The following is a 25,598-nucleotide window of genomic DNA, read 5'->3' as shown; positions in this document are numbered from 1 at the left end:
ATGGAGTTTTTTGGAACAAATTATTTAAATGTAAGAAACAACTATTTGCTACCAAGGTTAAACTATGGTATCAAGAGGAATAAAATTGAATATTGGTCTTTAAAAGATGTTTTAACAAAAAAGTTGATTTCATTAAATAAACTTAATGGTAAATCTATTGAAGTGGAAATATCACAAGATGATTATTATAAATCAATTCATTGTGATATTGAATTATTTATGAATAAATCCATGATTCAATATACCGACTTTGTAAATCAAAAAGAGATATCAAAAACTTGGTCATTCGTAACATTTTATTATTTTTCATTTTTCACAGTTACTTGTTTATTTAGGTTTCTTAACAAAGGATTTCTCTTTTTTTCAAGTGAGCAAATTAGACGTTTTGAACAATTTTCGTTAGCTGTTCATTCTAACCCAATTAACTTAAGTGTTGGAAACTATTATTTTTCAGTAAAAGAAATAAATGCATATGGTAATGTAGTTATAATAATAAGCGAAAAAGGCGATAGTGTACATAAATCAACTTGGTTACAACTAGAAACTACATTGAGAGAATTTCTAACAAACTGTGATTCGGATGAAGCAGCACTATATAACTTATTACTAAGCCATTTTTCTAAATTCAAATCTGAATACCCTTCTAATTTAAGAAACAAATTAAATTACAATGGAGAATCTTCATTATTAGACATTGATAATAATATACCCATAGTTGAATTACAAAAGATAAATCAACAGTTTTTTAGCGACCTTGCGAAAATAGATCCAAACATCAATAATAATTCAAACCAAATGAATAGTATTAGTTTTCTAGCAAGTTATTTTTTTGAGTTCAATCAAAAACTGCACAAAGAATACTTAGAAAGAAGCAAATTTGGAAAAGATTTTAGTAGTGAACGAGAGAATTATTTGAAGGTAAAAAAAGTGAAATTATAAAAACTACGCCCAACAGCTAGAGTTTCGTTGCGGCTGCAAGCCGAACAATGAAACTCCTGTTGAACGGAACCGCTGAGATTCCGCTACTATGGGGTTTTCGATAAAGGAGTCAGAAGAATTTCAAGAGGATTTAGTGTCCTCTTTTTTTTGAAGTGGTTTCAAAGATGGTTTTGTCGTGTTTTCCTTCACCTTAGGGCATAAATTCCCTTACCCGTAAAATTAACTTTCACGGGAAATTGGTTTTTGGCTACCGCCAAGATACCAAGCAGGTGGACCACGCTGGTCAAAAACCGCTATCCGATACAAATTGCCTGTTTTGCAACACGAACATTTGGGTAAAAAAGGCTTCTTTTCTGCTTTTTCCAAGACTTTAACTTGGAGTTTTGCTTGTAAAAGCTCCTACATAAATTAAAAGATAAATTGCAGCATTTGTAATGCGGTTATTAAAACAAAAGTTCATTATAAATTTGTAGGGAATTCATGTAAACAGCCTCGTTACATACGCTTTATTTAGTTTCTATAAGTAAACAGATACTCGTTGCAAACGAGCACCAGATTGAGACAACTCAATGAGCGACTACTAAAATGGGTAAAATGGGAAAAAGGATTGTACAAAAAGGCAGCGGTTAGATACCTCAAAACAAAGTACAAAGAAAAACCCGATTTATTCGTACATTGGTTATTGGTACATCCATAAATGTAAGTACATTTGTGTGATTTAATACTATGAAGAGCCGTGTGAAGGGAGACTTTCAAGCACGGTTCCGTGAGAACGTAAGGGTGAAATTCCATTGCGTGACTCGATTAGCAAACAGCTTCGAAAAACTTAACGGAGAAAATGGAAACAGAAAATATAAAGATTAAAAATCTGCTTGAAACTGTCACAAAATTAACATCATTTTTACAAGCAAGTGCTGAAACAGATTTTGATTTTTTCTATGAAGCTTATAAAATATTAGTAACTTTCTCAAAAGTAGATTGGGATTGTTTAAAAGATGAATTACCAAAATGGAGTGAAGACCAATTAGACGTTTTAGTTACTACTTTACATAATGAACACGGTGATCAAAACAGAATAAATGATAACTTTTTTATTGGTTACATTTTTACGATAGCTCCTGATAATTTAGCTATTACCATTTTAGATTGCTTTTTATATTATTTCATTAGTGAAAATAAAATCGAGTCTATTGAACTACTTAATTCAATTGAGGAAAAGATTAATCTACTTTATGATGGAAAATATATTAGAGAAGAAACAGAATACAAATTTTGGAAAAAGTTCATTCAGGAAGCTAAAAATAAAGCCGTCTGCTAACAGCAAGGGATTCGTTGCGTGCGAAGCACGAACAATGAAGCCCGTGTTGAACGGAACCGCTGAGATTCCGCTACTATGGGTTTTTCGATAAAGGAGTCAGAAGAATTTCAAGAGGATTTAGTGTCCTCTTTTTTTTTGAAGTGGTTTCAAAGATGGTTTTGTCGTGTTTTCCTTCACCTTAGGGCATAAATTCCCTTACCCGTAAAATTCCCTTTCACGGGGAATTGGGTTTTGGCTACCGCCAAGATACCAAGCAGGTGGACCACGCTGGTCAAAAACCGCTATCCGATACAAATTGCCCGTTTTGCAACACGGACATTTGGGTAAAAACGCTTTTTTTCTACTTTTTTAAGCACTTTAACTTGGAGTTTTTCTTGTACTATTCCCTCTCTGGTGCTCGTTTTCAACGAGTATCTATATAAATTAAAAAGATAAATTGTAGCGTTTGTAACGCGGCTATTAATAACAAAAGTGTATTGTAAATTTGTAGGTGATTCATCTAAACAACCGCGTTGTAAACGCTTTATTTAGTTTCCATAAGTAAAGAGGTACTGGTTGCAAACGAGATTGGAATTTGATTTTTTAGGCTTTACCATTCGTCCGAGTGCGGTCAAAAGTAAGGATAAGATAATAATCATTCCGAGCATTTATGTAAGTCAAAAGTCGAAGAACAGTTTGATGGAAAAATTCAGAACACTGAAAATCCACAAAAGGCGAACAACATAGATGAGATAGCCAAAATGATGAATCCAATCTTGAGAGGAATTATCAATTATTATCACAAATTTAGGAAAAACGACCTTCAAAATCTATGGAGACAACTCAATGAGCGACTACTAAAATGGGTAAAATGGGAAAAAGGATTGTATAAAAAGGCAGCGGTTAGATACCTCAAAACAAAGTACAAAGAAAAACCCGATTTATTCGTACATTGGTTATTGGTACATCCATAAATGTAAGTACATTTGTGTGATTTAATACTATGAAGAGCCGTGTGAAGGGAGACTTTCAAGCACGGTTCCGTGAGAACGTAAGGGTGAAATTCCATTGCGTGACTCGATTAGTGGCAAGCAAAAAAAAGCGCACAATAAAACTTATCGCTTAATATTTTTGTACTTTTGAAAAAAAGAGAAATTATGAGAACAATACAAGTAAATATACCCGATAGTGTTGATTTGAAAGATTACGATTTTTCAATGATAATAGCGTCAAAACTTTATGAAGATGCAAAATTATCTGCAGGACAAGCTGCAGAAATAGCAGGACTAACAAAAAGAGCGTTCATAGAAATACTTGGAAAATATGGTGTTTCAATATTTAGTAATTCAATTGATGATTTACAATCAGATATAGCAAATGCATAAAATAGTAATTTCCGATACAAGCACTCTAATTATTCTTCATAAAATAAATGAACTAAATATCTTAAAAGATGTTTATGGAGAACTTATAACTACTCCTGAAATTGCTGAAGAATTCGGAGAAAAATTACCAGATTGGATAACTTTACAATCAGTAACTGATGAAAAATATCAAAGGTTTTTGGAAACACAAGTAGACCGTGGCGAAGCAAGTGCAATTGCATTAGCTTCGGAATTTGAAGATGTTACATTATTATTGGATGACCTCAAAGCTCGCAAATTAGCTGCAAAATTAAAACTTAAGACAACTGGAGCATTAGGAGTAATACACAAAGCAAAACAAATGTCCATTATACCAAAAGTTAAGCCTTTAATTGATAAATTGTTATTGACGAATTTCCGAATATCTAACAATATTATAGATGAAATACTAAAGTTGAATAACGAATAAATTGCCAGCCACTAACAGCTAGAGTTTCGTTGCGGCTGCAAGCCGAACAATGAAACTCCTGTTGAACGGAACCGCTGATATTCCGCTACTATGGTTTTTTCGATAAAGGAGTCAGAAGAATTTCAAGAGGATTTAGTGTCCTCTTTTTTTTGAAGTGGTTTCAAAGATGGTTTTGTCGTGTTTTCCTTCACCTTAGGGCATAAATTCCCTTACCCGTAAAATTAACTTTCACGGGGAATTGGGTTTTGGCTACCGCCAAGATACCAAGCAGGTGGACCACGCTGGTCAAAAACTGCTATCCGATACAAATTGCCTATTTTGCAACACGAACATTTGGGTAAAAAAGGCTTTTTATCCGCTTTTTCCAAGACTTTAACTTGGAGTTTTGCTTGTAAAAGCTCCTACATAAATTAAAAGATAAATTGCAGCATTTGTAATGCGGTTATTAAAACAAAAGTTCATTATAAATTTGTAGGGAATTCATGTAAACAGCCTCGTTACATACGCTTTATTTAGTTTCTATAAGTAAACAGATACTCGTTGCAAACGAGCACCAGATTGAGACAACTCAATGAGCGACTACTAAAATGGGTAAAATGGGAAAAAGGATTGTACAAAAAGGCAGCGGTTAGATACCTCAAAACAAAGTACAAAGAAAAACCCGATTTATTCGTACATTGGTTATTGGTACATCCATAAATATAAGTACATTTGTGTGATTTAATACTATGAAGAGCCGTGTGAAGGGAGACTTTCAAGCACGGTTCCGTGAGAACGTAAGGGTGAAATTCCATTGCGTGACTTGATTATGGGCTAGTTCACAACAACACTTTACAAATGAGAACATTTTTTTTGATAATACTACTTTTTTCAATCAAAGTCCAATCACAGGAGTTAACAACTGACGTAAGAACAGATGAAAATATTTATTTATATGCGCTGAAGGAATATTGCAATTTTCCCGAAATAACGGCCGAAAATATTTATGTCCAATTTGATTCAACTGTTATGTGGTATGATTGGCCAAAAGTAATAAATAACAAAAAAATTAATTATCTAGACGGAGCGCCTGAAATTATAAAAGAAATTAAAGCACATAAAGGCTCAATAATATTGGTTAAAATTGTTCCTTTACAATACAAAAAGAAAATTTTTTTTGTAAACGTTATTCCATTTTTAGCCACAGCAAAAGGGAAAAACATCAATTTGGCTAACGGTGGTGGATTAAGTGTGATATTTAATTACAGTGACAAAAATAAAGGCTTTGAATTTTCCGAAACAAAAAGTTACGGAAACTAAGCTAATGACCAGCCCATAACAGCAAGGGATTCGTTGCGTGCGAAGCACGAACAATGAAGCCCGTGTTGAACGAAACCGCTGAGATTCCGCTACTATGGGGTTTTCGATAAAGGAGTCAGAAGAATTTTAAGAGGATTTAGTGTCCTCTTTTTTTTTTGAAGTGGTTTCAAAGATGGTTTTGTCGTGTTTTCCTTCACCTTAGGGCATAAATTCCCTTACCCGTAAAATTAACTTTCACGGGGAATTGGGTTTTGGCTACCGCCAAGATACCAAGCAGGTGGACCACGCTGGTCAAAAAACCTCTAGTGCTCGTTTTCAACGAGTATCTACATAAATTAAAAAGATAAATTGTAGCGTTTGTAACGCGGCTATTAATAACAAAAGTGTATTGTAAATTTGTAGGGGATTCATCTAAACAACCGCGTTGTAAAAGCTTTATTTAGTTTCCATAAGTAAAGAGGTACTGGTTGCAAACGAGCAGCAGATTGGAATTTGATTTTTTAGGCTTTACCATTCGTCCGACTGCGGTCAAAAGTAAGGATAAGATAATAATTATTCCGAGCATTTACGTGAGTCAAAAGTCGAAGAACAGTTTGATGGAAAAATTCAGAACACTGAAAATCCACAAAAGGCGAACAACATAGATGAGATAGCCAAAATGATGAATCCAATCTTGAGAGGAATTATCAATTATTATCACAAATTTAGGAAAAACGACCTTCAAAATCTATGGAGACAACTCAATGAGCGACTACTAAAATGGGTGAAATGGGAAAAAGGATTGTATAAAAAGGCAGCGGTTAGATACCTCAAAACAAAGTACAAAGAAAAACCCGATTTATTCGTACATTGGTTATTGGTACATCCATAAATGTAAGTACATTTGTGTGATTTAATACTATGAAGAGCCGTGTGAAGGGAGACTTTCAAGCACGGTTCCGTGAGAAAGTAAGGGTGAAATTCCATTGCGTGACTCGATTATAGGCAACCAAACCAGAAACCGTAATCAGACATGAAAACTTTAACGACAGTATTTATCTCAATTATTTTGTTTACATACATTGCTTGTGATAGACCGAATTGCAAAAACACAAATCCAATTTTTGATAAATTTTCACCAGAATCAAGTGAATACAAATTAGAATTAAGCAAGCAAATTCAAAGTGTTGGTTTTGAAAATTTAGATTATTGGTTTGACAAATATTTAAAGATAAATGATAAAGAATATATAGAAATCAATGTTCAGAATGATTCTGTTTGCGCAAAAGCAATAGTTGAAGTTAAAAATTGGTCGAAAATTGAAGGTTTGAGGAAAGAAATTAATGGTTACAGAGGAGCAAAACTGAATTGCTTGAGAATGAGAATTGAGCGTGTTAGAAATAAAGTTGACTTCATTTATGAAGACATTGCTAATATTGAAGATTGAGGAAATTTTGGCAGCCTATAACAGCGCGCAAAACTTCATTGCTAAGTTTTCGGTAAGTTGTTCGTTCTTTTTTACTATTTTCGTTTTGTACTAGTGGAGAAATCTCATTGCCAAGCCGCAACGAGTTCTGCGCGCGAAACGTTATGGGCAACTTTAAACCGAACTTAATGGAAAAACTACAAATCTTTTTGATTGCATTAATTTTTATATCCTGTAATTCAAAAGCTGAAAAAAATTCAGAAGTTATAAATCAGAAGAATTCGTCCCAAAAAGTTACAGAAATTGGCACTGAAAAACTTTATCCGATTAAAAAAGCAACGGAAAAATTTGACACATTAATAGTTAGTAAAAAAATTAGAATATCAATTGTCCGTAAAGATTTAGATAGTTATGTATTACACAAATCTTGGAGTTCAGACAAGATATCTATAGAAAAATATCGAAACGCCGAAATTTTTTTAACAATTAAGCAAAATGAAAATATATTAATCGATACTACATTCAGAAAAGAACAATTTACAAAATCTTTTGGAAAAGAATTTTTAGACATTGCAATATTTCACAATTATTGGTTTAACAAGATTGATGAAAATGGAATTGAATTTTTAGGTGTAATTACAGAGCCAGAAACAGACAATGCTGTTGACTTTAATAATTATTATAATTTCAAAACTAAATCATTAGAGTTTAGTATACCGAAAGATAGTGAAGAATAAAAGCAGCCCATAACAGCAAGGGATTCGTTGCGTGCGAAGCACGAAGAATGAAGCCCGTGTTGAACGAAACCGCTGAGATTCCGCTACTATGGGGTTTTCGATAAAGGAGTCAGAAGAATTTTAAGAGGATTTAGTGTCCTCTTTTTTTTTTGAAGTGGTTTCAAAGATGGTTTTGTCGTGTTTTCCTTCACCTTAGGGCATAAATTCCCTTACCCGTAAAATTAACTTTCACGGGGAATTGGGTTTTGGCTACCGCCAAGATACCAAGCAGGTGGACCACGCTGGTCAAAAACCCTCTAGTGCTCGTTTTCAACGAGTATCTACATAAATTAAAAAGATAAATTGTAGCGTTTATAACGCGGCTATTAATAACAAAAGTGTATTATTGTAAATTTGTAGGTGATTCATCTAAACAACCGCGTTGTAAACGCTTTATTTAGTTTCCATAAGTAAAGAGGTACTGGTTGCAAACGAGCCAGATTGGAGATGCTGCTTGCATCTGGGCTAGGGCTTTTGGGTTTGATAAAAATGATATTGTAAAAGTATACTTTAGAGTTTATATGATGAATTTTCTTTATAAATTATATTTGAAAAAATAATACGAGCCCAAACATGCGAATAATATAGCCATTTGGAATAAAGTGAGTTGAATTTATGCGTATATAAACGAGTTAGCGGTCAGGCTAAAAAAAAACAGACGAATGAAAAGAAATTTAGTAATTATGGGAATTATATCGACAATATTAAGTCTAATTGGCTGTTCTGGAAACACAAAAAAAGACGACGGAAAACTCTCAAAAGAAACTGAAGAAAAACTTACTCAATCAATTGACGCGTTTAAAAACAGACCAATTTACAAGAAACTGACTCAAAAAATTATTGACAATACTTCTGACGATAATTTATTGCAGGTAGTTTTTGACTACTTATCGCAGAAACAATCAGCAGATTACGAAAATGAATTCGAAACTGTAATGAGTTGGAATAAATCAAAACAAGCAATTTATATGATTTGGGCTTTAGAATCAGAAGTTAATAATGGTGGTTATAATCAGTTTTACTTTAATTCAAGTGGACAATTTTATAAATATTTGCCCGAAGCTTTAAAACTAGTTGGAGCTAATAAATTTTCAGAATTGACGAAACGAGCGAATGAAACTTTTGAAAGAGAAAATCCAAAAATCACACAACATCAAGACGGAACAATAGAAGGTTTTAGTAAATCTTATGAAGACAATCCATTGAATAAGTTTGACGATGAATTTTATAAAGTTTACGACACTGAAAATTTACAACAATTACAAGTAGATTTTATTAGAAAACATAAAACTGAATTTATCGACAACTGAAACGTGAAAAAGCTCGAACCGCTAACAGCCACTACAACGGATTTGGGCAATTGGCTTAATGGAAAAATGGTCTTGTATTTGGAAGATTTGGCAAATCCGAAAATAGGGCTTAATTTAACCCCAAACCCGCTTTAGTGCCAGAACGTGTGTGACTTGAACAACAACGTAGTTGTTGATGCTTTAAAACAGATGATAGTAGGTCTATCAGTGACGACTTTCAGGAGTAGTTACTAAACCACTTTGTGCTGCATTATTAGGAAACTGTAATGTGGTGAGCGACAAAGAAAAACGGCATCAAAGAATGCCGAAGGTAAGTTTATGTGAGTTGAACGCAAGTGAACCAATGATGAAGCCTCGTTAGCGCAAAAGACGATGTCAAAAATAGGTAGTTACGTTTGTACCTATGACCAAGTGTGTTGGAAACCTGATTACTGAGCACATGGCATCCGGGGTTAAGTTGGCAAGACGCATAAATAGGCTGTTTTAAGGAACAAGTGAACTCTATATCGCTCTGCCAAATCGAAAGAGGAAACAGACAACAAAGGGTGTGGTTGAGATATAGGGGGCAGACTTAGTTGTAGTAGTGATGAAGTTTCTGTAATGGAAATGGAGCAAAGGACTAAGCATAGTAAGTTTTACTAACAATTTACAACCAACTAAAAGGGATGATAGATTATTATGAAACAAAATCACAGCCAATAACCAAAGTAATGGTTTGGCAAGCATACAAAGAAGTAAGAGCCAACAAAGGTAGCGGTGGCATAGACAAAATGAGTTGGGAATACTTGGAAGAGAACAAGAAAACTGAACTCTACAAACTATGGAACAGGCTCACCTCTGGTAGTTATTACCCTAATGCTGTCAAACAAGTAAGCATACCCAAGAAAGATGGAGGAATACGAAAATTAGGCATTCCAACACTTTTAGACCGTATTGCACAACAAGTAGTCAAACGCCATTTAGAGCGAATAGTCGAACCGCTTTTTCACAAAAGTTCGTTCGGATACCGTCCAAATCGAAATGCACATCAAGCCATCAAGCAAGCTAATGAAAATTCATTTAACCATGACTTTGCCATAGACCTTGACATTAAAGGCTTCTTTGACCATATCGATCACGAACTACTGATCAAAACAGTACAACACTATTGCCAAGACAAATGGGTTGTAATGTACATCCAAAGATGGCTCAAAGCAGGCGTGGTACAACAAGATGGACGTTTTTCAGCCACAGTATCAGGAACACCACAAGGAGGAGTAATTAGTCCATTATTGGCAAATTTATTTCTACACGTTGTGTTTGATAAATGGATGGAAAAATACCATCCCGAAAAGCCATTTGAACGCTATGCTGATGACATTATAGTACATTCCAAGACTGAGAAACAAGCCTTGTATCTGCTTCATTTAATCACCAAAAGAATGCAGAGTTGCAAGCTGACTTTGCATCCAGAGAAAAGCAAAATAGTAAATTTAAGGGGAATCTCTATAAAGAAATACCCCAAAGGATTTGACTTTTTAGGCTTTACCATTCGTCCGAGTGCGGTCAAAAGTAAGGATAAGATAATAATCATTCCGAGCATTTACGTAAGTCAAAAGTCGAAGAACAGTTTGATGGAAAAATTCAGAACACTGAAAATCCACAAAAGGCGAACAACCCTAGAGGAGATAGCCAAAATGATGAATCCAATCTTGAGAGGAATTATCAATTATTATCACAAATTTAGGAAAAACGACCTTCAAAATCTATGGAGACAACTCAATGAGCGACTACTAAAATGGGTAAAATGGGAAAAAGGATTGTATAAAAAGGCAGCGGTTAGATACCTCAAAACAAAGTACAAAGAAAAACCTGATTTATTCGTACATTGGTTATTGGTACATCCATAAATGTAAGTACATTTGTGTGATTTAATACTATGAAGAGCCGTGTGAAGGGAGACTTTCAAGCACGGTTCCGTGAGAACGTAAGGGTGAAATTCCATTGCGTGACTCGATTGTGCGTAACCTTACGGAATCATAAAAATTATACAGAAATAATGAAATTAACACTGTTTTTTTTAACTATAATAACGTCTTTTCAACTATGTTTAGGTCAATCTAAACGCAAAAAACAACAAGATAAAAAAGATATAATTGAATTAACAATTGTAGATGAAAATGAAGCTTTCTCTCATTCAGATAATTCTGTTAAAATGTCTATTGCTCCTAAAAATCTTAATGGCTTAAAAGTTTATAAAACAATTTCTGATGCAATGAAAAATCCGAAAAAGGTTTTTATTTTAGATTTGTCTTCACAAAAATTAACCAAGATACCGGAAGAAATTAAAACTTTTACTAATCTAAAATCATTAGATTTATCATTTAATTATATAAAAGAAGTACCTAATTGGATATCCGATTTTGAAAATCTGATAGAGTTAAATTTAATGTCTAACGATTTGAAAGAAATGCAAAAATCAATATTTAAACTAAAAAATCTAACTCACTTAAATTTTGATATGAATCAACTCACCGAAATTCCAACAGAAATAGGATCTTTGAAAAGTTTGATTGTATTTGTATGTACGAATAATGATTTAATTGAATTACCTTATACCATAGGGGATTTAACAAACTTATATCATTTAGAAGTCTACAGCAATAAATTAAGTTCTTTGCCCGAAACAATTGGAAACTGCAATAGTTTGGTTCATTTAAACTTCTCTTACAACAAAATTTCGGAAATACCAACTTCAATTGGAGAACTTAAAAATTTGACTTGGCTTTTTTGCGATAAAAATTCAATTTCGGTTTTGCCTGAAAGTTTAATAGAACTAAATAGTTTAGCTTATTTTCATATTAGTGACAATAATATTGAGTATCTACCTAAAGAATTTGGAAAACTTACAAACTTATATGGTTTTGGTATGAACAATAACAAGCTTACTATTTTACCCGAATCATTTTTTAATATGAAATCTTTAGGTGACATCCATTTTGAAAATAATAAACTTGATATTGAAGTTAAAAACAGATTAAAGAAAACGTTCAATTCAATACCACTTTATTTATAAATATTATAAAAGGCGAACGCAAAAACAGCAGTTTGTAAAAATGGCGGGTTTTTGGCTTAATTTAAAGTTGATTTTGTACCTGCAAAGTCATTGTTTAACCGAAAGTTTAAGCATTCTTAATCCGCCACTTCTGCAAGCTGCAAAACGTCAGGCTGTGAAAAAATTAAAATCAACGTCTTGAGAATCTCATATTTGAGATTTTTCTCCGGTAGCTTTCGGAATACTCTCTAAATTTGAAGAGGTTTTTTACAGACTGACGTTGTACAACATTTTGAAAAAACGATGAGAATAAAGAAAATAAGAGGACAGAAAAAAATTCATAGACAAATTGAAAAATGGAAATTTAATAGTTTGTCGTATAATTTAAGTCCATATCTAGAAAATGAAAGTCATAGAGACTATACTAAAATTTATGTAAGTCCTTTTTGCGATATTTCAATAACAAACAATGTTATCCCTGAACCGAAAGGAAAAACCAAAAAACTTATCTTATCTTCATTAATAGAAATATACGAGAATCGAGAATGCTATATTTTTAAAAAAGGTGAAGTTTGGTTGGGTGGAAAATAAAAAACATCGCACAACAGCAAGGGATTCGTTGCGTGCGAAGCACGAACACCCCAGCTTTTGCGAACGGACGAAGTAATGAAGCCCGTGTTGAACCGAACCGCTGATATTCCCCTACTATGGGTTTTTCGATAAAGGAGTTACAAGAATTTCAAGAGGCTATTGGGTTTCTTTTTTTTGAAGTCGTTTTTAAGATTGGTTTTCTCTAAAAAGCAGTAGTAACAGCATGGCTGAAGTGCCACCTTCGGCTTTTGTGTTTCTATTAATCTTTTGTACATTTATCGGACTGAAGCTTTTTGATTTATTTTTGCCAATTCTCATAAAGCTAACAGTTTTTAAAGATCAAATCATGCAATTAGATTAAAATGAATATTATAAATACAATGAATACACAAAACTCACAGTTTACGAGAACTGAAGACAATAAGAATATATGGTTATCACAAAAAAACAACCAGGAGTTTAATCTTACGGATTATGGCATAGTACCTACCGTTCTCAGTAGTGAAGCTGAGGTTGGTCAGGCAATGTTAAATGAGCTTTACAGCACAGCAGCGTCAAAAGAAGGTGACATTAATATAGCCCTTTTGGGTGGGAGAGGAGCTCAGGAGTTACATCGTTTGCTTGGTGAGTTGGCTAAATCAACAGAGCAGGATCAGCTGCTTGCCAGGCTCAATGTCTTTACGCAGGATGCACTTGCACCTTTGAGTATGAATAATGGTTTTAGTTTTGTCAGAGATTTTGAACGTATTTTAGGGGATGCTTTTTTTAAAAAAATAAAAAGCTTTACACCAATGCAAACAGATACAAAAGATTTAGAATCTGCACTCATAAATTATTTGAATAAATTGGAAGAATTAGGAGGCTTGGATATATTTTTTATTGGTCATGGTCCTGAAGAAAATCAGGCCTCACATCTTGCTTATATAAAGCCTTTCTCCGGAGCGCAGCCACATCATATTGCAGGGATAATTCCAATATCGAACAGTATTCTTGAACATCACATTAGTAAGTTCAAAGCCGGAGGGAGCATTATAAATGAAAGTGATGAAAAGGAGTGCCGATGTGCTGAATATATTCTCACTTTAGGACCGGCTACCATATTACAAGCCAAGAAGATTGTCCAGTCTGTAGTAGATGCCGATTCTGCTCCTGCTAAAGTTCAAACTTATAAAAACGTGCTTATTACATCCCTGAGTTCAGATAAAGATGAAGCTTTGCAGCAACTAAATACAAATCCTGGTTTATGGATAAGATTACATCCCAATACAAAGTCTTTTGTGCTGCCAAATTTAGAACCGTAATGTAATAGAGGTATTACAGGAAATGAATAGACTAAATGCAAAATCAATAATGAAATGTCATCAATTTTAAAATATACTGAAGAACAATACAAACTGGTAAAAGGTTCAAGAAAAGTTTTATTTGATTATTGCAGGACAATTTCTCCTGAGGATTTTATTAACCAAAACACTTCTTTCGGGCGTGGGGGGAGTGTGAGAAATCTCTTAGTTCATATTTCCAATACATACGAATATTGGATTGCTAATCTTGCATTGAAAAGTGATATTATTTATTCTACATACGAAGAATATACAACCATTTCTGATGTTATAAAATTATTCAGTCAGGTGGACGATTTTATGAATATCTTTATTGCTAATATTGAAAGCTTTACTGATATACAGTATAAAATTCAAAATATAAAAAGTACTGCAACAGCCTTAAAATTATTTACACACGTTATTACACACGAGTACCATCACAAAGGTCAAATATTGTCAATTAGCAGACATTTAAATTACGTTCCGGTTGATACAGATATTATGAGATAGTGCAGCCACTCATAATCTTACCGTTTTAAAACGAGTTAAAGGACAATAGAAGTTTAATCATTTATTCATCAGAAATTGATGCGTCTCTACGATAAAAACTCCAATTGTTTAAAAACCGGAATTAAAGACTTTCCTTTTTCAGTCAGATAATATTCAATATGTAGGGGTTTTTGTTTTATAACAACTTTTTCCAGTAATCCAATTTCCTCAAGCTCTCTTAATGCAGTCGAGACAGATTGTTTGTTTGTACCCTCAATTTCACGCAAAAGACTGCTAAAACGCAAAGGCGACTCAACTGCCAGACGAAAAATCTCAGGCTTCCATTTACCCGATAGCAACTTCAAAAGCCCTTGTGCAGGACAAGTTTCGGTATCACTAGTCATTTTTTTAGTAGTCATAAATTTTTGACTTATTGCATGTAAATTTTATATAAAGCAATTTTACACAAAAATAGAGATTAATTATAGCACAGGAAATAAAAAATAGTGTTGCTATATAGAAAGATTCCTAACAAGAACCCAATTAATAAAATTTTGATAATCTTAATCATACTTGGTGGCCAATACAGCCAGGCTCATACTACTAATAAAATGGAAGAAAAAAATAATCCGCTTTTATGTGACCCTGTAGAAGGAATATGTGGAATACCAGATAGCGCAACAAATTCAAAAGTTACGGTGCAAAATACAGAAAAACCTATCAGGGTTGTATATTTTACAGATCCGATCTGCTCTTCTTGTTGGGGAATAGAGCCTCAATTGCGAAAACTGAAACTGGAATACGGAGACAGCATAGAATTTGAATATCGAATGGGCGGTTTATTGCCAGATTGGAGTTACAACAGTGGAGGTATCAGCAAACCATCTGACGTGGCACATCATTGGGACGAAGTAAGTATTTATTATGATATGCCAATTGATGGTGATGTTTGGCTGGAAGATCCTTTACATTCTTCTTACCCGCCATCCATTGCTTTTAAAGCTGCACAATTACAGGATAATGAAAAATCAATTTTGTTTTTGCGGTTGTTAAGAGAAATGGTCTTTTTAGAGAAAAAGAACATTACAAAAATGGAGCATTTGATAGCAGCTGCGAAAAAAGCAGGACTTGATGCAGAAAAGTTACAAGCAGACTTTGAGGGAAAAGCAAAAATAGCCTTTCAAGAAGACTTAAAACAGGCAAAGAAATTTGGAGTAAGAGGTTTTCCCACAATATTCTTTTTTGATAAATCAGGAAATAATGAAACTGTTTATGGTACAAAACCGTATAATGTTTACGAGTCAGCCGTTTTAAAATTACATTCGAATGTAACTAAAAATGAATATAGAAAAAGTTGGGAATCCCTTTTTGAAAAATATGATTCGCTTACCGCAAAAGAGTTTTCAAAGTTATCAGAAAGCCAACGAGACAAAAGCGAAAAGCTGTTAAATGAACTCTGGGATCAGGGTATATTAGTAAAACGTACCACGAAAAATGGTTCTTTGTGGAAAAGAAAAGCACATTGAAAAACTAACTCCAATTCATTTGTCAACATCCAATAGCTATTCGCAAACAGCTAAAGGAATTTATCACCGGAATTGTAAAATACATTTGTTCTTCCTTCTTATATGCTTTTAAACGCTGCATTGTTTTATGATCAGCCTAAATACAGAATTATATCTAAAGTGGAATAATTTATTGGATCTAACAATATTGGAATGAAACAGGAATGCCACAAAAGCCTGTAAATGTATTAACAGGTATAACGTTTAATTTTAATATCATCTTAAAAAGTCAAAAAAGCGGTAGTAAATATTTTTTTGTCGTTGTTTTTTAGTTACAATAAACTTTTACTGGTTTCCAAATAAAAAAGAAATAAATTTAATACTAGAGAAGTTCTTTTTATATCGATTCTTCAGTTTGTTTTACCGGAAGTGTAACTATAAATTCAGCCCCATTATCTTTTTCTCCTTTTGCGGTAATAGATCCATTGTGTCTTTTTGCTATTTTTCTGCAAAGTGAAAGACCCAGTCCATTTCCTTCATATTGATCTTTAGAATGCAGTCTTTCAAAAGCATTAAATATTTTTTCTGTAAAAGCTGCTTCAAGACCTATACCATTATCTTTAATAGAAATCTGTACCATTTCATTTCCATCTACAGATATAGGTTGACTAGTTATCATAATGGTTGTTTGCGTACCGGTTCTAGAAAATTTAAGGGCATTTTGTACCAGATTATAAAAAAGCTGATTAATAAGAATTGGTGCTCCTTGTATGAATGGAAGATTAGAAGTGGTTACAGTAGCCTGCTTTTCTCTTATAACAAGCTCCAGGTCGGTCTGAATGTTTTCTATAATTTCATTCAGATCGATATCCTCAATTGGCTGTTTGTTTTTATCTAATGTAGAGTAATCAAGAATGCCTTCAATTATATTCTGCATTCTCTCTGCTGACTGATCAATTTTATTGAGATACTTTATTGAGTTATCATTAAAATGCGAATTTTTTTCATTTCGTAAAAAACTATTGAAGATTTTAATTTTTCTAACAGGCTCTCTTAAATCATGACTAACGACATTTGCAAAATGCAAAAGATCATCATTTGATCGTTTTAGTTGTTCTGTATTTTCAGCAACCTGTTTTTTTAACTCTTCCTGAAATTCCTTGTGCTCATTGATATCCTGAATGGTTCCAAGTATAGTGATGGGTTTACCATGTTCGTTTTCTATTATTTTACCATTAACTTTAATCCATTTTGAAGTTTGATTATCATTCAGTATCCTTGCTTCGTATGATATTAACCCGGTTTTTTGAGCTTCCTGATAGGCCTTTTTATGAATTAATAAGTCGTCAGGATGTAGTTTTGTGATTAATTGGGTTCTTGAGAGTGTTGCGCCAATACCAGTTATATGATTAAAATTGCCACATGTTTTGATTTCATTTGTTGCTAAATCTATTTCGTAAGTTCCCATGCCGGATGAATCAATAGCAATTCGGAGTCTTTCCTCTGCACTTTGTACCTGTTGTTTTGCTATGTAAAGATCTGTTACATCAACGCCGGTATTCATAACTCCATAAATTTTTTCTTGCTCATCAAAAAGAGGAATATAACTGTAATTAAAATAATGTGATTTTGCTATTCCATTAATTATTAAATCAATTTTCTTGTTTTTTCCATGGAAAGCAATTCCGGTTCTAAGTACAGTAGTAACCTGATGAAACAAGTCCTGATCTTTAACTTCGGGCAGAACTTCCAGATATTTTTTTCCAATAATTTCACTGCCTTTTCCCCATGCATCTATCATAGCAGTATTTGCTAATTCTATAATAAGCTCTTCTCCAGTATAAACAGCTATTGGTAAAGGTGTATTATCTACGATGTCCTTTAAGATTCTTATATTTGGATACATAGTTTATTAATTTTTATTACAAAGGTATCTTTTATTAAAATCGACATTGTTACATCAATTTTCGTAAAGTGTTCAAAATTATAATGTAACAGCGTAATTTTATGTTAAATTTTTCATCTTGTTTATTTTTAATTAAAATTTGTAAAACAATTGTTCTTAATGTTAAGATGCTTTTATCTTTAAAATAAAAGGAACTTAATTAAAATTAATATTTTGTTTGTTTAATTAAAACAAATTTAAAGTTAAACAAAATAAATCGATATTTATTGAATATTTATTAAAAAAATAATGTTTTTATTATGGAAAGATATGTTTTGATCAAATGTTTTTTCTACATTTGCTAAGGTAATTTATTAATTACGCAACCTTATAAAAAGCAATTTTTCCAAAGAATGAGTATAAATTTAGCTCCTGTATCATCAAATTTTCTGGGCGATTTAAAAGCAAAAACTGCCAATTCTCATAAAAAATTAGAAAGCCTTCCTGTTTCAGCATCAATACTATCTTCTGACATGAAATTGTCTGATTATATTCATTATTTGTGCCTGATGCATGATGTTCACAACGAAGTGGAGAGTATAATCTTTCCATTGCTTTCTGATGTAATTGATAATCTTGAACTAAGAAAAAAAACACACCTTATCGAAGATGATTTATTTTGTCTTAATCATAATAAAACCGTTGCAACCAGAGTTTTTGATATTATAGAAATAAATGTGCCTTTTGCTTTGGGAATATTGTATGTTATTGAGGGGGCTACTCTCGGAGGCAGATATATTTTAAAAAATATTACAACAATTGAGGGACTTGATAAAGGAAAGGGGATATCTTATTTTAACGGATATGGAGAAAAAACAGGAAATTATTGGAAATCTTTTCTTATTTTTCTGGAAGAATATGAGCAGAGTTATAATTGCGGTAATACTATTATTGAGGGAGCTATATATGCTTTTGATAGTATTTATAAGCATTTTGAAGGCATAAAATAAGAATGAAGATTAAAGATATAGTTAATCGTGATATTGTCACATTAACAAATTGCGAGCATGAACCTATACATATACCAGGAAAAATTCAGCCTCATGGCTTTTTAATTGGTCTTACTTCCGAAAGAAAAATTGATTATTGTACAAACAATATTTTTTCATTTATTGGTGTCACACATACAGAAGTACTTGGAAAATATGTAGTAGATGTTTTTGGACAGAAAGCAGAGAACCAAATCCTCGAATACATAAATGATACGATTAAGAATGTTTTTCCTCTTGAAATTGATTTATTAGGGAAGCTATTTCAGGTGAGTATTCACAGGAGTTTTGATATTTATGTTTTGGAGGCGGAGCCTTTGTTTCCGGGAAAGGAAAAACTTGCAGATGTTTACACGCAGACAATTCAGTTTGTAACCCAGATGAACGATACCAGATCCCTAAAGGATTTGTGTGCCCTTGTCGCTCAGGGAACCCGTGAAATAACAGGATATGACCGTGTAATGATTTATCGTTTTGATGAACAGTATAACGGAGAAGTATTTGCTGAAAGCTGTAGGGAAGATTTGGAGTCATTTTTAGGATTGCATTATCCTCATACAGATATACCGGCACAGGCAAGGGAATTGTATATCAAAAATCAGCTTAGACTGATCGTTGATATGGATTATGAAGCCGTTCCAATCTTTACAATTGACGATCAGGAAAACAAAAATCTGGATTTAAGTCTTTCAATACTCAGAAGCACCTCGCCAATCCATGTTGAATATCTAAAGAATATGGGAGTTTACGCAACACTGACAATTTCTCTTATTCATCATGGTCGTTTATGGGGACTTATTGCCTGTCATCATTATTCTCCAAAGAACATTTCGCCGCAAATCAGACTCGCCGCAAAACTTCAGGGACAGTTTATTACTTCTCAGATTGATATCAGGCAATCAAATGATGAAAATGTAAATGCACAAAAGACGGCTTTGGCATTAGAACAATTGACTGGTATGGATCTCCCACTTTTGCAGGAATCGATTGAAAAAATAATTAATGCTCCTCAATTGCTTGATATTTGCAATGCATCAGGAGTTTCAATTATAACGAGGGGAAAAATATATAAAAATGGCATAACGCCATCCGATAACGAGATTAAGAAATTATTAGTACTGATTAACGCTCAGATTTCTGAAAAAGTATTTTTAACAAATAAACTCAGTGATTATTTTCCGGAGTTTGGACAGTTTTCAGATTTTGCGGGTATTATTTATCATTCTCTTGGAAGTGATGATTATCTAATATGGTTTAGACCAGAGACAATATCAGAAATCAACTGGGGTGGTGATCCTGAAAAAGCAATTGTAAAAGATAGCAATGGTCTTCATCCAAGAAACTCATTTAATGTTTGGAAGCAGATTATAAAAAACCAAAGCACTCCCTGGAAGGAATATGAGATAAATGGAGCATTGCAATATGCACATGTACTTCATAACCAGTTAATGATGGTTATTTTAAGTGAAGAAGAAGAAAAATACCGTACTCAGAGCGAGATATTGAAGGAAACGAATTCTGAACTAGAAAACCTCAACTGGATCAGTACACATGATTTGCAGGAGCCACTGCGAAAAATTCAGTTGTTTACTTCTAAAATGCTGGCTGAACCTGATGTTATCCAATCAGAATCAGTTTCAAGCTCATTACACCGTGTATCGAAGTCGGCCAGTAGGATGAGAACTTTGCTTGATGATATTCTTAAATTTTCAAGAATTAAGTATACAAGGGAAGCTTTACAGGAAATCGATTTGAATCATATCTTAGAAGAGACTATGGAGGAAATGAAAGAAGTTATCTCTGAGAATAATGCGGTAATTGAATATGAAAAACTTCCGGAGGTACATGCTGTTAATTTTTTAATGCGACAATTGTTCTCTAATATATTGCAGAATTCTTTAAAATTTGCATCTTCTGAGAGAACGCCTAATATTAAAATTACTGCTTCCTCCGAACCTGAATTAGTTCCGTATTCGAATAAAATTTATTGTAATTGGGTTCGTTTTTCAGATAATGGTATTGGTTTTGAACAGCAATATGCAGGAACTATTTTTAAAGTTTTTGGAAGATTGCACAATCAGGAAAAATATACAGGATCAGGGGTTGGACTTGCGTTATGCAAAAAGATTATGCAGACACTTGGTGGTACCATTCATGCAGAGGGTAAGCCTGGAGAAGGTACTGCTATAACGATCTTTTTCCCTTGTGACCCTTTAGACACGCTTTTAGATTAAGTAGAAAATCGATTTTATATTTTATTGGGTTTGCTTACATACTTATTACCTTTAATAAAAAAGCGCCATGGCAAAAGTGCATCTTCCTTTGCGTATGCTACTCCAATTCGTGATGTTGAGGTGATTTGCTCAGCTTGATATCGGATACCATGATCCTCAATCCATATTTCTTCTGCTGTCAAATCTTTTCCATTAAAGGATTTGTCAATTCCGAGTGCTTTAGCAAGAGATCCGGGACCAGATGAAATACGAGGATTTGTAATTGGCATTTTGCGTCTTGATTCTATTATTTTTTTTCCTATCAGTGGTTCAATACCCCGTATTAATATTGCATGCGGTTCGCCTGCTATTGAACTAACAATATTAAAGAGGTAATGAATTCCATAACATAAATAAACATAAGAAACGCCACCTTCAGAATACATCGTTTCGTTTCGGTTAGTACGCCTTCCTCCGTAAGCGTGAGAGGCCTTGTCAGTTACACCATAATAGGCTTCAGTTTCTATAATTATACCAGCTGTTACTTCTCCATTTATTTGAGTAAAAACTACTTTCCCTAAAAGATCCTTTGCCAGATAAAGAACGTCCCGATTTTGATAATAAGAATATTGTAATTTGACATGATCTTTCCTGAGCATATGTAGACATAATTTGTATGGAATTAAATCAGCTCTTTTTTCAAAAACTTAGCCGTATAGCTTTTTTTATTCTGTGCAACTTCTTCTGGAGTTCCTTTTGCAACCAATTGTCCACCGCCTTTTCCTCCTTCTGGACCAATATCGATTATATAATCGGCGAGTTTGATTACATCCATATTATGTTCTATTACTAAAATCGTATTTCCTTTATCAACCAGTTTGTTTATTACTTCCATTAAAACGCGGATATCTTCAAAGTGGAGCCCTGTTGTGGGTTCATCGAGAATGTAAAATGTATTTCCGGTGTCTTTTTTTGATAATTCTCCGGCTAATTTAATTCGCTGTGCTTCACCACCAGAAAGTGTTGTGCTTTGCTGGCCAAGTGTAATGTATCCTAGACCAACATCCTGAATTGTTTTTACTTTTCTGTAAATCTTCGGAATATTTTCAAAAAAAGGAACGGCTTCGTCAACTGTCATGTCTAAAACATCTGAAATAGATTTTCCTTTATATCGGATTTCTAAGGTTTCTCTGTTGAAACGTTTTCCCTGACAGGTTTCACATTCTACATAAACATCTGGTAAAAAGTTCATTTCGATAGTTCTGACACCAGAACCTTCACAAGTTTCGCATCGTCCGCCTTTTACGTTAAAACTAAAACGTCCTGCTTTATATCCGCGGATCATGCTCTCAGAAGTCATTGTAAACAGGTTTCGGATTTCTGTAAAAACTTCGGTGTAAGTGGCAGGATTTGAACGAGGTGTTCTTCCAATCGGACTTTGGTCTATATCAATCACTTTGTCTATATGCTCTAAACCTTCAATCTTTTTATAAGGCTGAGGTTTTTTTACACCATTAAAATAATACGCATTCAGAATCGGATAAAGTGTTTCATTAATCAAAGTCGATTTACCGCTTCCGGAAACACCAGTAACGCAAATTAATTGCCCTAACGGAATTTCAATCGAAACATTTTTTAAATTATTACCTGTTGCTCCGGTCAGTTTAAGAAATTTGCCATTGCCTTTTCTACGTTCTTTAGGAATCTCCAGTTTCATTTTTCCATTCAGATATTGGGCAGTAATGGTATTAGATTTTAAAGTTTCTGCAGGGGTTCCAATACTAATGATTTCTCCACCGTATTTTCCGGCTTTAGGCCCAATATCAATAACATAATCAGCAGTTTCGATCATGTCTTTATCATGTTCTACCACAATAACCGAGTTTCCGATATCACGCAATTGTTCTAAAGAATGAATTAGTTTTTCATTATCTCTTTGGTGCAAACCAATACTTGGCTCATCCAGAATATATAAAACGCCAACCAACTGCGAACCAATTTGCGTTGCCAGACGAATACGTTGCGCTTCACCACCAGAAAGTGATTTTGAGCTTCGGCTTAAAGCCAGATAATTCAAACCTACATTCATCAAAAAGTTTAAGCGGTCTTTGATTTCTTTTACTACTTCAGAAGCGATTAAAAGCTGTTTGTCAGTCAAATGATTTTCTAAATCTAAAAACCAGGCTGTCAAATCTGAAATATCCATATCACACAGTTCGGTGATATTTTTTTCATTTACTCTAAAAAACAATGCTTCTTTTTTAAGGCGGGAACCTTCACATACCGGACAATTTATTTCGTCCATGAAATCTTTGGCCCAGCGTTTTATACTGGTTGTAGCGCTTTCATCATATTGATTTTTAATAAAATTAGAAATTCCTTCAAAATCAATTTTATATTCTCTGGTTACGCCAAGATCTTTTGAGTTGATGCTAAATTTGTCTTTTCCTCCATGAAGAATCATATTTAAAGCTTCTTCAGGAATTTTTTCAATTGGATCGGTGATTTTGAATCCAAATTTTTCTCCAATGGTTTCTAGTTGTTTGAAAATCCATGACGATTTATATTCGCCAAGGGGAGCAAATCCGCCAGCTTTTATAGATAACTTCGGGTTCGGAATAATCTTTTTTACGTTAATTTCATGTACAGTCCCCAATCCGTTACAATGCGGACAAGCGCCTTTTGGAGAGTTGAACGAAAATAAATTCGGTTCCGGGTTTTGATAGGATATTCCAGTTGAAGGGCACATTAAATTTCGACTGAAATAACGTACTTCATTAGAATCCTGATCTAAAATCATCAAAACATCTTCGCCATGATGCATCGCAGTATTGATACTTTCTGAAAGTCTTTTTTGAATATCGGGGTTATCTTCGATTACCATTCGATCAACCACAATTTCAATATCATGAGTTTTGTAACGATCTAGTTTCATTCCTGCAACCAAATCCTGAACTGCGCCATTTACACGAACTTTTAAAAATCCCTGTTTGGTGATTTGCTGAAAAAGCTCTGCGTAATGTCCTTTTCGGGCTTTAATAACTGGGGCGAGAATATTGATACGTTTTCCGTTATAATCCTGAATAATCAAATCTTTGATTTGTTCGTCAGAATACGAAACCATTTTTTCGCCTGTATTATAACTGTAGGCATCCGCACCACGAGCGTATAGAAGTCGGAGGAAATCGTATATTTCAGTAATAGTTCCAACCGTAGATCGGGGACTTTTACTGGTTGTTTTTTGTTCAATTGCAATAACAGGTGAAAGTCCGTCGATTTTGTCAACATCCGGACGTTCTAATCCGCCAAGGAATTGTCTGGCATACGCAGAAAAGGTTTCTACATAACGGCGCTGACCTTCAGCATAAATGGTATCAAATGCCAAAGAGGATTTTCCCGATCCTGACAAACCGGTAATTACAACCAGTTTTTCACGCGGAATAGAAATATCAATATTTTTAAGATTATGAACCCTTGCACCAAGAACTTCAATAGTATTGTCTTTATCTAGCATAAATTTGATCAAAACGCAAAGTTACCACTTTGATTTGTTCTTTTTGGACTAGGTTGCAGAAGTTTATGTTAAAAATTGTAACAAAAAGCACGGATCAGAATCAGTGCTTTTAATTTTAAATATTTATTTTTTTTAGTTAAAACTATTTTGTACTTATATTATTTGCTGTCAGTATTTTTTCAAATATGATTTCTTTTCCGTCTTTTTTCATTTGATTATATATCATTTGAATTATTTTTTCAGCATCACTTCTGTAAGGAGATTTTTTCTGTATGTAGATATTATAAGCCTTGCACATATTGTCTAATCCTTTTTCTGAATCATTTAAATGCATGGCGTACATTTGCCCGATTCCATAATACACTTCAGGATTATTTGGTTCAATTTTAGCTAATCTTTCATAAGCTTCTACAGCTTTTCGATATTCCTTTTTATAAGAATACACAACTGCAATATTTTGAAGAGGCATTAATCCGTTTGGATCAATTTTCAGGGACTTTTCGTAAGCTTCAATTGCCAGGTCATATTGTTCTAATCTTCTGTAGCAAATTCCCATATTATCATAAGCAAATGCAAAATTAGGGTCTTTTTTTACCGCTTTTTTATAATATTCGATAGCGCTTTTAAAGTTTTCTTTTTTAGATTCCTCAATAGCTAGATGATAGTATTCAAGTGCTTCTTTATTTTTGGAAACCGAATTGTCATTTTCTTTGTCATTTGCGGCAATTTTTATTTTTAATGAAGGGCAATTAGACATTAAATAGCGCTCAATTTTATAATAAACTTCTTTAAATTCATTTGAATTCTGATCATAATTCATCGAAATATTAATGTTTTTATTTCCATCAGAACCTTCTACAGCTTTTGATAAGTCTAAATTGGCAAATTTTTCTGCCATTTGATAGGCACCAACTCTTTCGTTTATACAAGAACTCACATCTGCAGTAATGGAATCTTTGACACGATTGGAAGTTGGAATAGAATCGATACATTTACAAGTCTGTTCACCCAATTCAGCCAACAATTTCTTAGTGTCGAGTTTTGGTGTATCCTGAGCCTGAATATATTGAAATCCAGTAAATAAGAAGGAAAGAATAAAATAGTTTTTCATCAGTAATCGTTTTGTTTCTGGTTGTT

The 25,598-nt window shown here is 33.5% G+C and carries 25 protein-coding genes; 19 read left to right on the top strand and 6 right to left on the bottom strand.

Annotated elements, in window-relative coordinates; translation table 11 throughout:
* The 14 genes from ACNC7R_RS12785 to ACNC7R_RS12720 all read left to right on the top strand — a co-directional run bounded on the left by ACNC7R_RS12785 (position 1) and on the right by ACNC7R_RS12720 (position 12,484).
* The gene (locus ACNC7R_RS12785) at positions 1 to 939 is read left to right on the top strand and encodes a hypothetical protein (protein WP_417941465.1); all 939 of its coding nucleotides are present in this window, start codon (positions 1 to 3) and stop codon (positions 937 to 939) included.
* Between the two features lie 838 nt (positions 940 to 1,777).
* A complete protein-coding gene (locus ACNC7R_RS12780; protein WP_417941464.1) occupies positions 1,778 to 2,257 on the top strand; it encodes a hypothetical protein in 480 nt (159 codons plus the stop codon).
* Positions 2,258 to 2,943: 686 nt separating this feature from the next.
* Positions 2,944 to 3,210 (top strand): group II intron maturase-specific domain-containing protein, encoded by a 267-nt coding sequence (locus ACNC7R_RS12775; RefSeq protein WP_417943163.1) that lies wholly within the window; start codon positions 2,944 to 2,946, stop codon positions 3,208 to 3,210.
* A gap of 183 nt (positions 3,211 to 3,393) precedes the next feature.
* Positions 3,394 to 3,621 carry a UPF0175 family protein gene (locus ACNC7R_RS12770; protein WP_064715880.1) on the top strand — a complete coding sequence of 76 codons (228 nt, stop codon included), beginning with the start codon at positions 3,394 to 3,396 and terminating at the stop codon, positions 3,619 to 3,621.
* The gene (locus ACNC7R_RS12765; RefSeq protein WP_417941463.1) at positions 3,614 to 4,069 is read left to right on the top strand and encodes a DUF3368 domain-containing protein; all 456 of its coding nucleotides are present in this window, start codon (positions 3,614 to 3,616) and stop codon (positions 4,067 to 4,069) included. The genes ACNC7R_RS12770 and ACNC7R_RS12765 overlap by 8 nt, the downstream gene beginning before the upstream one ends.
* An 837-nt stretch (positions 4,070 to 4,906) precedes the next feature.
* Positions 4,907 to 5,368 carry a hypothetical protein gene (locus ACNC7R_RS12760; protein WP_417941462.1) on the top strand — a complete coding sequence of 154 codons (462 nt, stop codon included), beginning with the start codon at positions 4,907 to 4,909 and terminating at the stop codon, positions 5,366 to 5,368.
* Positions 5,369 to 5,972: 604 nt separating this feature from the next.
* Positions 5,973 to 6,239: a group II intron maturase-specific domain-containing protein gene (locus tag ACNC7R_RS12755; protein ID WP_417943163.1), complete on the top strand. Its 267-nt coding sequence runs from the start codon at positions 5,973 to 5,975 to the stop codon at positions 6,237 to 6,239.
* 141 nt (positions 6,240 to 6,380) lie between these two features.
* Positions 6,381 to 6,794, top strand: coding sequence for a hypothetical protein (locus ACNC7R_RS12750; protein WP_417941461.1), 414 nt, complete (start codon positions 6,381 to 6,383; stop codon positions 6,792 to 6,794).
* Positions 6,795 to 6,961: 167 nt separating this feature from the next.
* Entirely contained in the window at positions 6,962 to 7,510 is a 549-nt protein-coding gene (locus ACNC7R_RS12745; protein ID WP_417941460.1) for a DUF4738 domain-containing protein, read from the top strand.
* A gap of 701 nt (positions 7,511 to 8,211) precedes the next feature.
* A complete protein-coding gene (locus tag ACNC7R_RS12740) occupies positions 8,212 to 8,859 on the top strand; it encodes a DMP19 family protein (RefSeq protein WP_417941459.1) in 648 nt (215 codons plus the stop codon).
* A gap of 3 nt (positions 8,860 to 8,862) precedes the next feature.
* Positions 8,863 to 8,994, top strand: coding sequence for a hypothetical protein (locus tag ACNC7R_RS12735; RefSeq protein ID WP_417941458.1), 132 nt, complete (start codon positions 8,863 to 8,865; stop codon positions 8,992 to 8,994).
* A 530-nt stretch (positions 8,995 to 9,524) separates the two neighbouring features.
* On the top strand, positions 9,525 to 10,748 hold the full coding sequence (gene ltrA, locus ACNC7R_RS12730; protein WP_417941457.1) for a group II intron reverse transcriptase/maturase: 1,224 nt from the start codon (positions 9,525 to 9,527) through the stop codon (positions 10,746 to 10,748).
* 149 nt (positions 10,749 to 10,897) lie between these two features.
* Positions 10,898 to 11,914, top strand: coding sequence for a leucine-rich repeat domain-containing protein (locus tag ACNC7R_RS12725; protein ID WP_417941456.1), 1,017 nt, complete (start codon positions 10,898 to 10,900; stop codon positions 11,912 to 11,914).
* A gap of 282 nt (positions 11,915 to 12,196) precedes the next feature.
* Positions 12,197 to 12,484: a hypothetical protein gene (locus tag ACNC7R_RS12720; RefSeq protein WP_417941455.1), complete on the top strand. Its 288-nt coding sequence runs from the start codon at positions 12,197 to 12,199 to the stop codon at positions 12,482 to 12,484.
* 186 nt (positions 12,485 to 12,670) lie between these two features.
* Here ACNC7R_RS12720 and ACNC7R_RS12715 read toward each other — a convergent pair whose 3' ends face one another.
* Positions 12,671 to 12,802, bottom strand: a complete 132-nt coding sequence (locus ACNC7R_RS12715) for a hypothetical protein (protein WP_417941454.1) — start codon at positions 12,800 to 12,802, stop codon at positions 12,671 to 12,673.
* 62 nt (positions 12,803 to 12,864) lie between these two features.
* On the opposite strand from ACNC7R_RS12715, the gene ACNC7R_RS12710 reads away from it, so the two are divergent.
* Together ACNC7R_RS12710 and ACNC7R_RS12705 are read left to right on the top strand one after the other, a co-directional pair.
* The gene (locus ACNC7R_RS12710; protein ID WP_417941453.1) at positions 12,865 to 13,785 is read left to right on the top strand and encodes a hypothetical protein; all 921 of its coding nucleotides are present in this window, start codon (positions 12,865 to 12,867) and stop codon (positions 13,783 to 13,785) included.
* A 54-nt stretch (positions 13,786 to 13,839) separates the two neighbouring features.
* The gene (locus tag ACNC7R_RS12705; RefSeq protein WP_417941452.1) at positions 13,840 to 14,316 is read left to right on the top strand and encodes a DinB family protein; all 477 of its coding nucleotides are present in this window, start codon (positions 13,840 to 13,842) and stop codon (positions 14,314 to 14,316) included.
* A gap of 86 nt (positions 14,317 to 14,402) precedes the next feature.
* On the opposite strand, the gene ACNC7R_RS12700 is transcribed toward ACNC7R_RS12705, so the two are convergent.
* Positions 14,403 to 14,714, bottom strand: coding sequence for a winged helix-turn-helix transcriptional regulator (locus ACNC7R_RS12700; RefSeq protein ID WP_417941451.1), 312 nt, complete (start codon positions 14,712 to 14,714; stop codon positions 14,403 to 14,405).
* A 192-nt stretch (positions 14,715 to 14,906) separates the two neighbouring features.
* Here ACNC7R_RS12700 and ACNC7R_RS12695 point away from each other — a divergent pair, with 192 nt between their 5' ends.
* On the top strand, positions 14,907 to 15,821 hold the full coding sequence (locus ACNC7R_RS12695) for a ClpXP adapter SpxH family protein (protein ID WP_417941450.1): 915 nt from the start codon (positions 14,907 to 14,909) through the stop codon (positions 15,819 to 15,821).
* Between the two features lie 376 nt (positions 15,822 to 16,197).
* On the opposite strand, the gene ACNC7R_RS12690 is transcribed toward ACNC7R_RS12695, so the two are convergent.
* Positions 16,198 to 17,706 (bottom strand): ATP-binding protein, encoded by a 1,509-nt coding sequence (locus ACNC7R_RS12690; protein WP_417941449.1) that lies wholly within the window; start codon positions 17,704 to 17,706, stop codon positions 16,198 to 16,200.
* Positions 17,707 to 18,098: 392 nt separating this feature from the next.
* On the opposite strand from ACNC7R_RS12690, the gene ACNC7R_RS12685 reads away from it, so the two are divergent.
* Positions 18,099 to 18,695, top strand: a complete 597-nt coding sequence (locus ACNC7R_RS12685) for a biliverdin-producing heme oxygenase (protein WP_417941448.1) — start codon at positions 18,099 to 18,101, stop codon at positions 18,693 to 18,695.
* A gap of 2 nt (positions 18,696 to 18,697) precedes the next feature.
* Positions 18,698 to 20,968, top strand: a complete 2,271-nt coding sequence (locus tag ACNC7R_RS12680; RefSeq protein ID WP_417941447.1) for an ATP-binding protein — start codon at positions 18,698 to 18,700, stop codon at positions 20,966 to 20,968.
* A gap of 14 nt (positions 20,969 to 20,982) precedes the next feature.
* Here the strand turns inward: ACNC7R_RS12680 and ACNC7R_RS12675 are convergent, their stop codons facing one another.
* From ACNC7R_RS12675 to ACNC7R_RS12665, 3 genes are all read right to left on the bottom strand, one after another.
* Positions 20,983 to 21,606: a DNA-3-methyladenine glycosylase gene (locus ACNC7R_RS12675; RefSeq protein ID WP_417941446.1), complete on the bottom strand. Its 624-nt coding sequence runs from the start codon at positions 21,604 to 21,606 to the stop codon at positions 20,983 to 20,985.
* A gap of 23 nt (positions 21,607 to 21,629) precedes the next feature.
* Positions 21,630 to 24,461 carry an excinuclease ABC subunit UvrA gene (gene uvrA / locus ACNC7R_RS12670; RefSeq protein ID WP_417941445.1) on the bottom strand — a complete coding sequence of 944 codons (2,832 nt, stop codon included), beginning with the start codon at positions 24,459 to 24,461 and terminating at the stop codon, positions 21,630 to 21,632.
* A gap of 142 nt (positions 24,462 to 24,603) precedes the next feature.
* Positions 24,604 to 25,572 (bottom strand): tetratricopeptide repeat protein, encoded by a 969-nt coding sequence (locus tag ACNC7R_RS12665; protein WP_417941444.1) that lies wholly within the window; start codon positions 25,570 to 25,572, stop codon positions 24,604 to 24,606.
* Positions 25,573 to 25,598: the final 26 nt, after the last annotated feature.

Source organism: Flavobacterium adiutor (genome assembly GCF_048282555.1).
Taxonomy (GTDB): domain Bacteria; phylum Bacteroidota; class Bacteroidia; order Flavobacteriales; family Flavobacteriaceae; genus Flavobacterium.
This window is presented reverse-complemented; position numbering and strand designations above follow the sequence as displayed.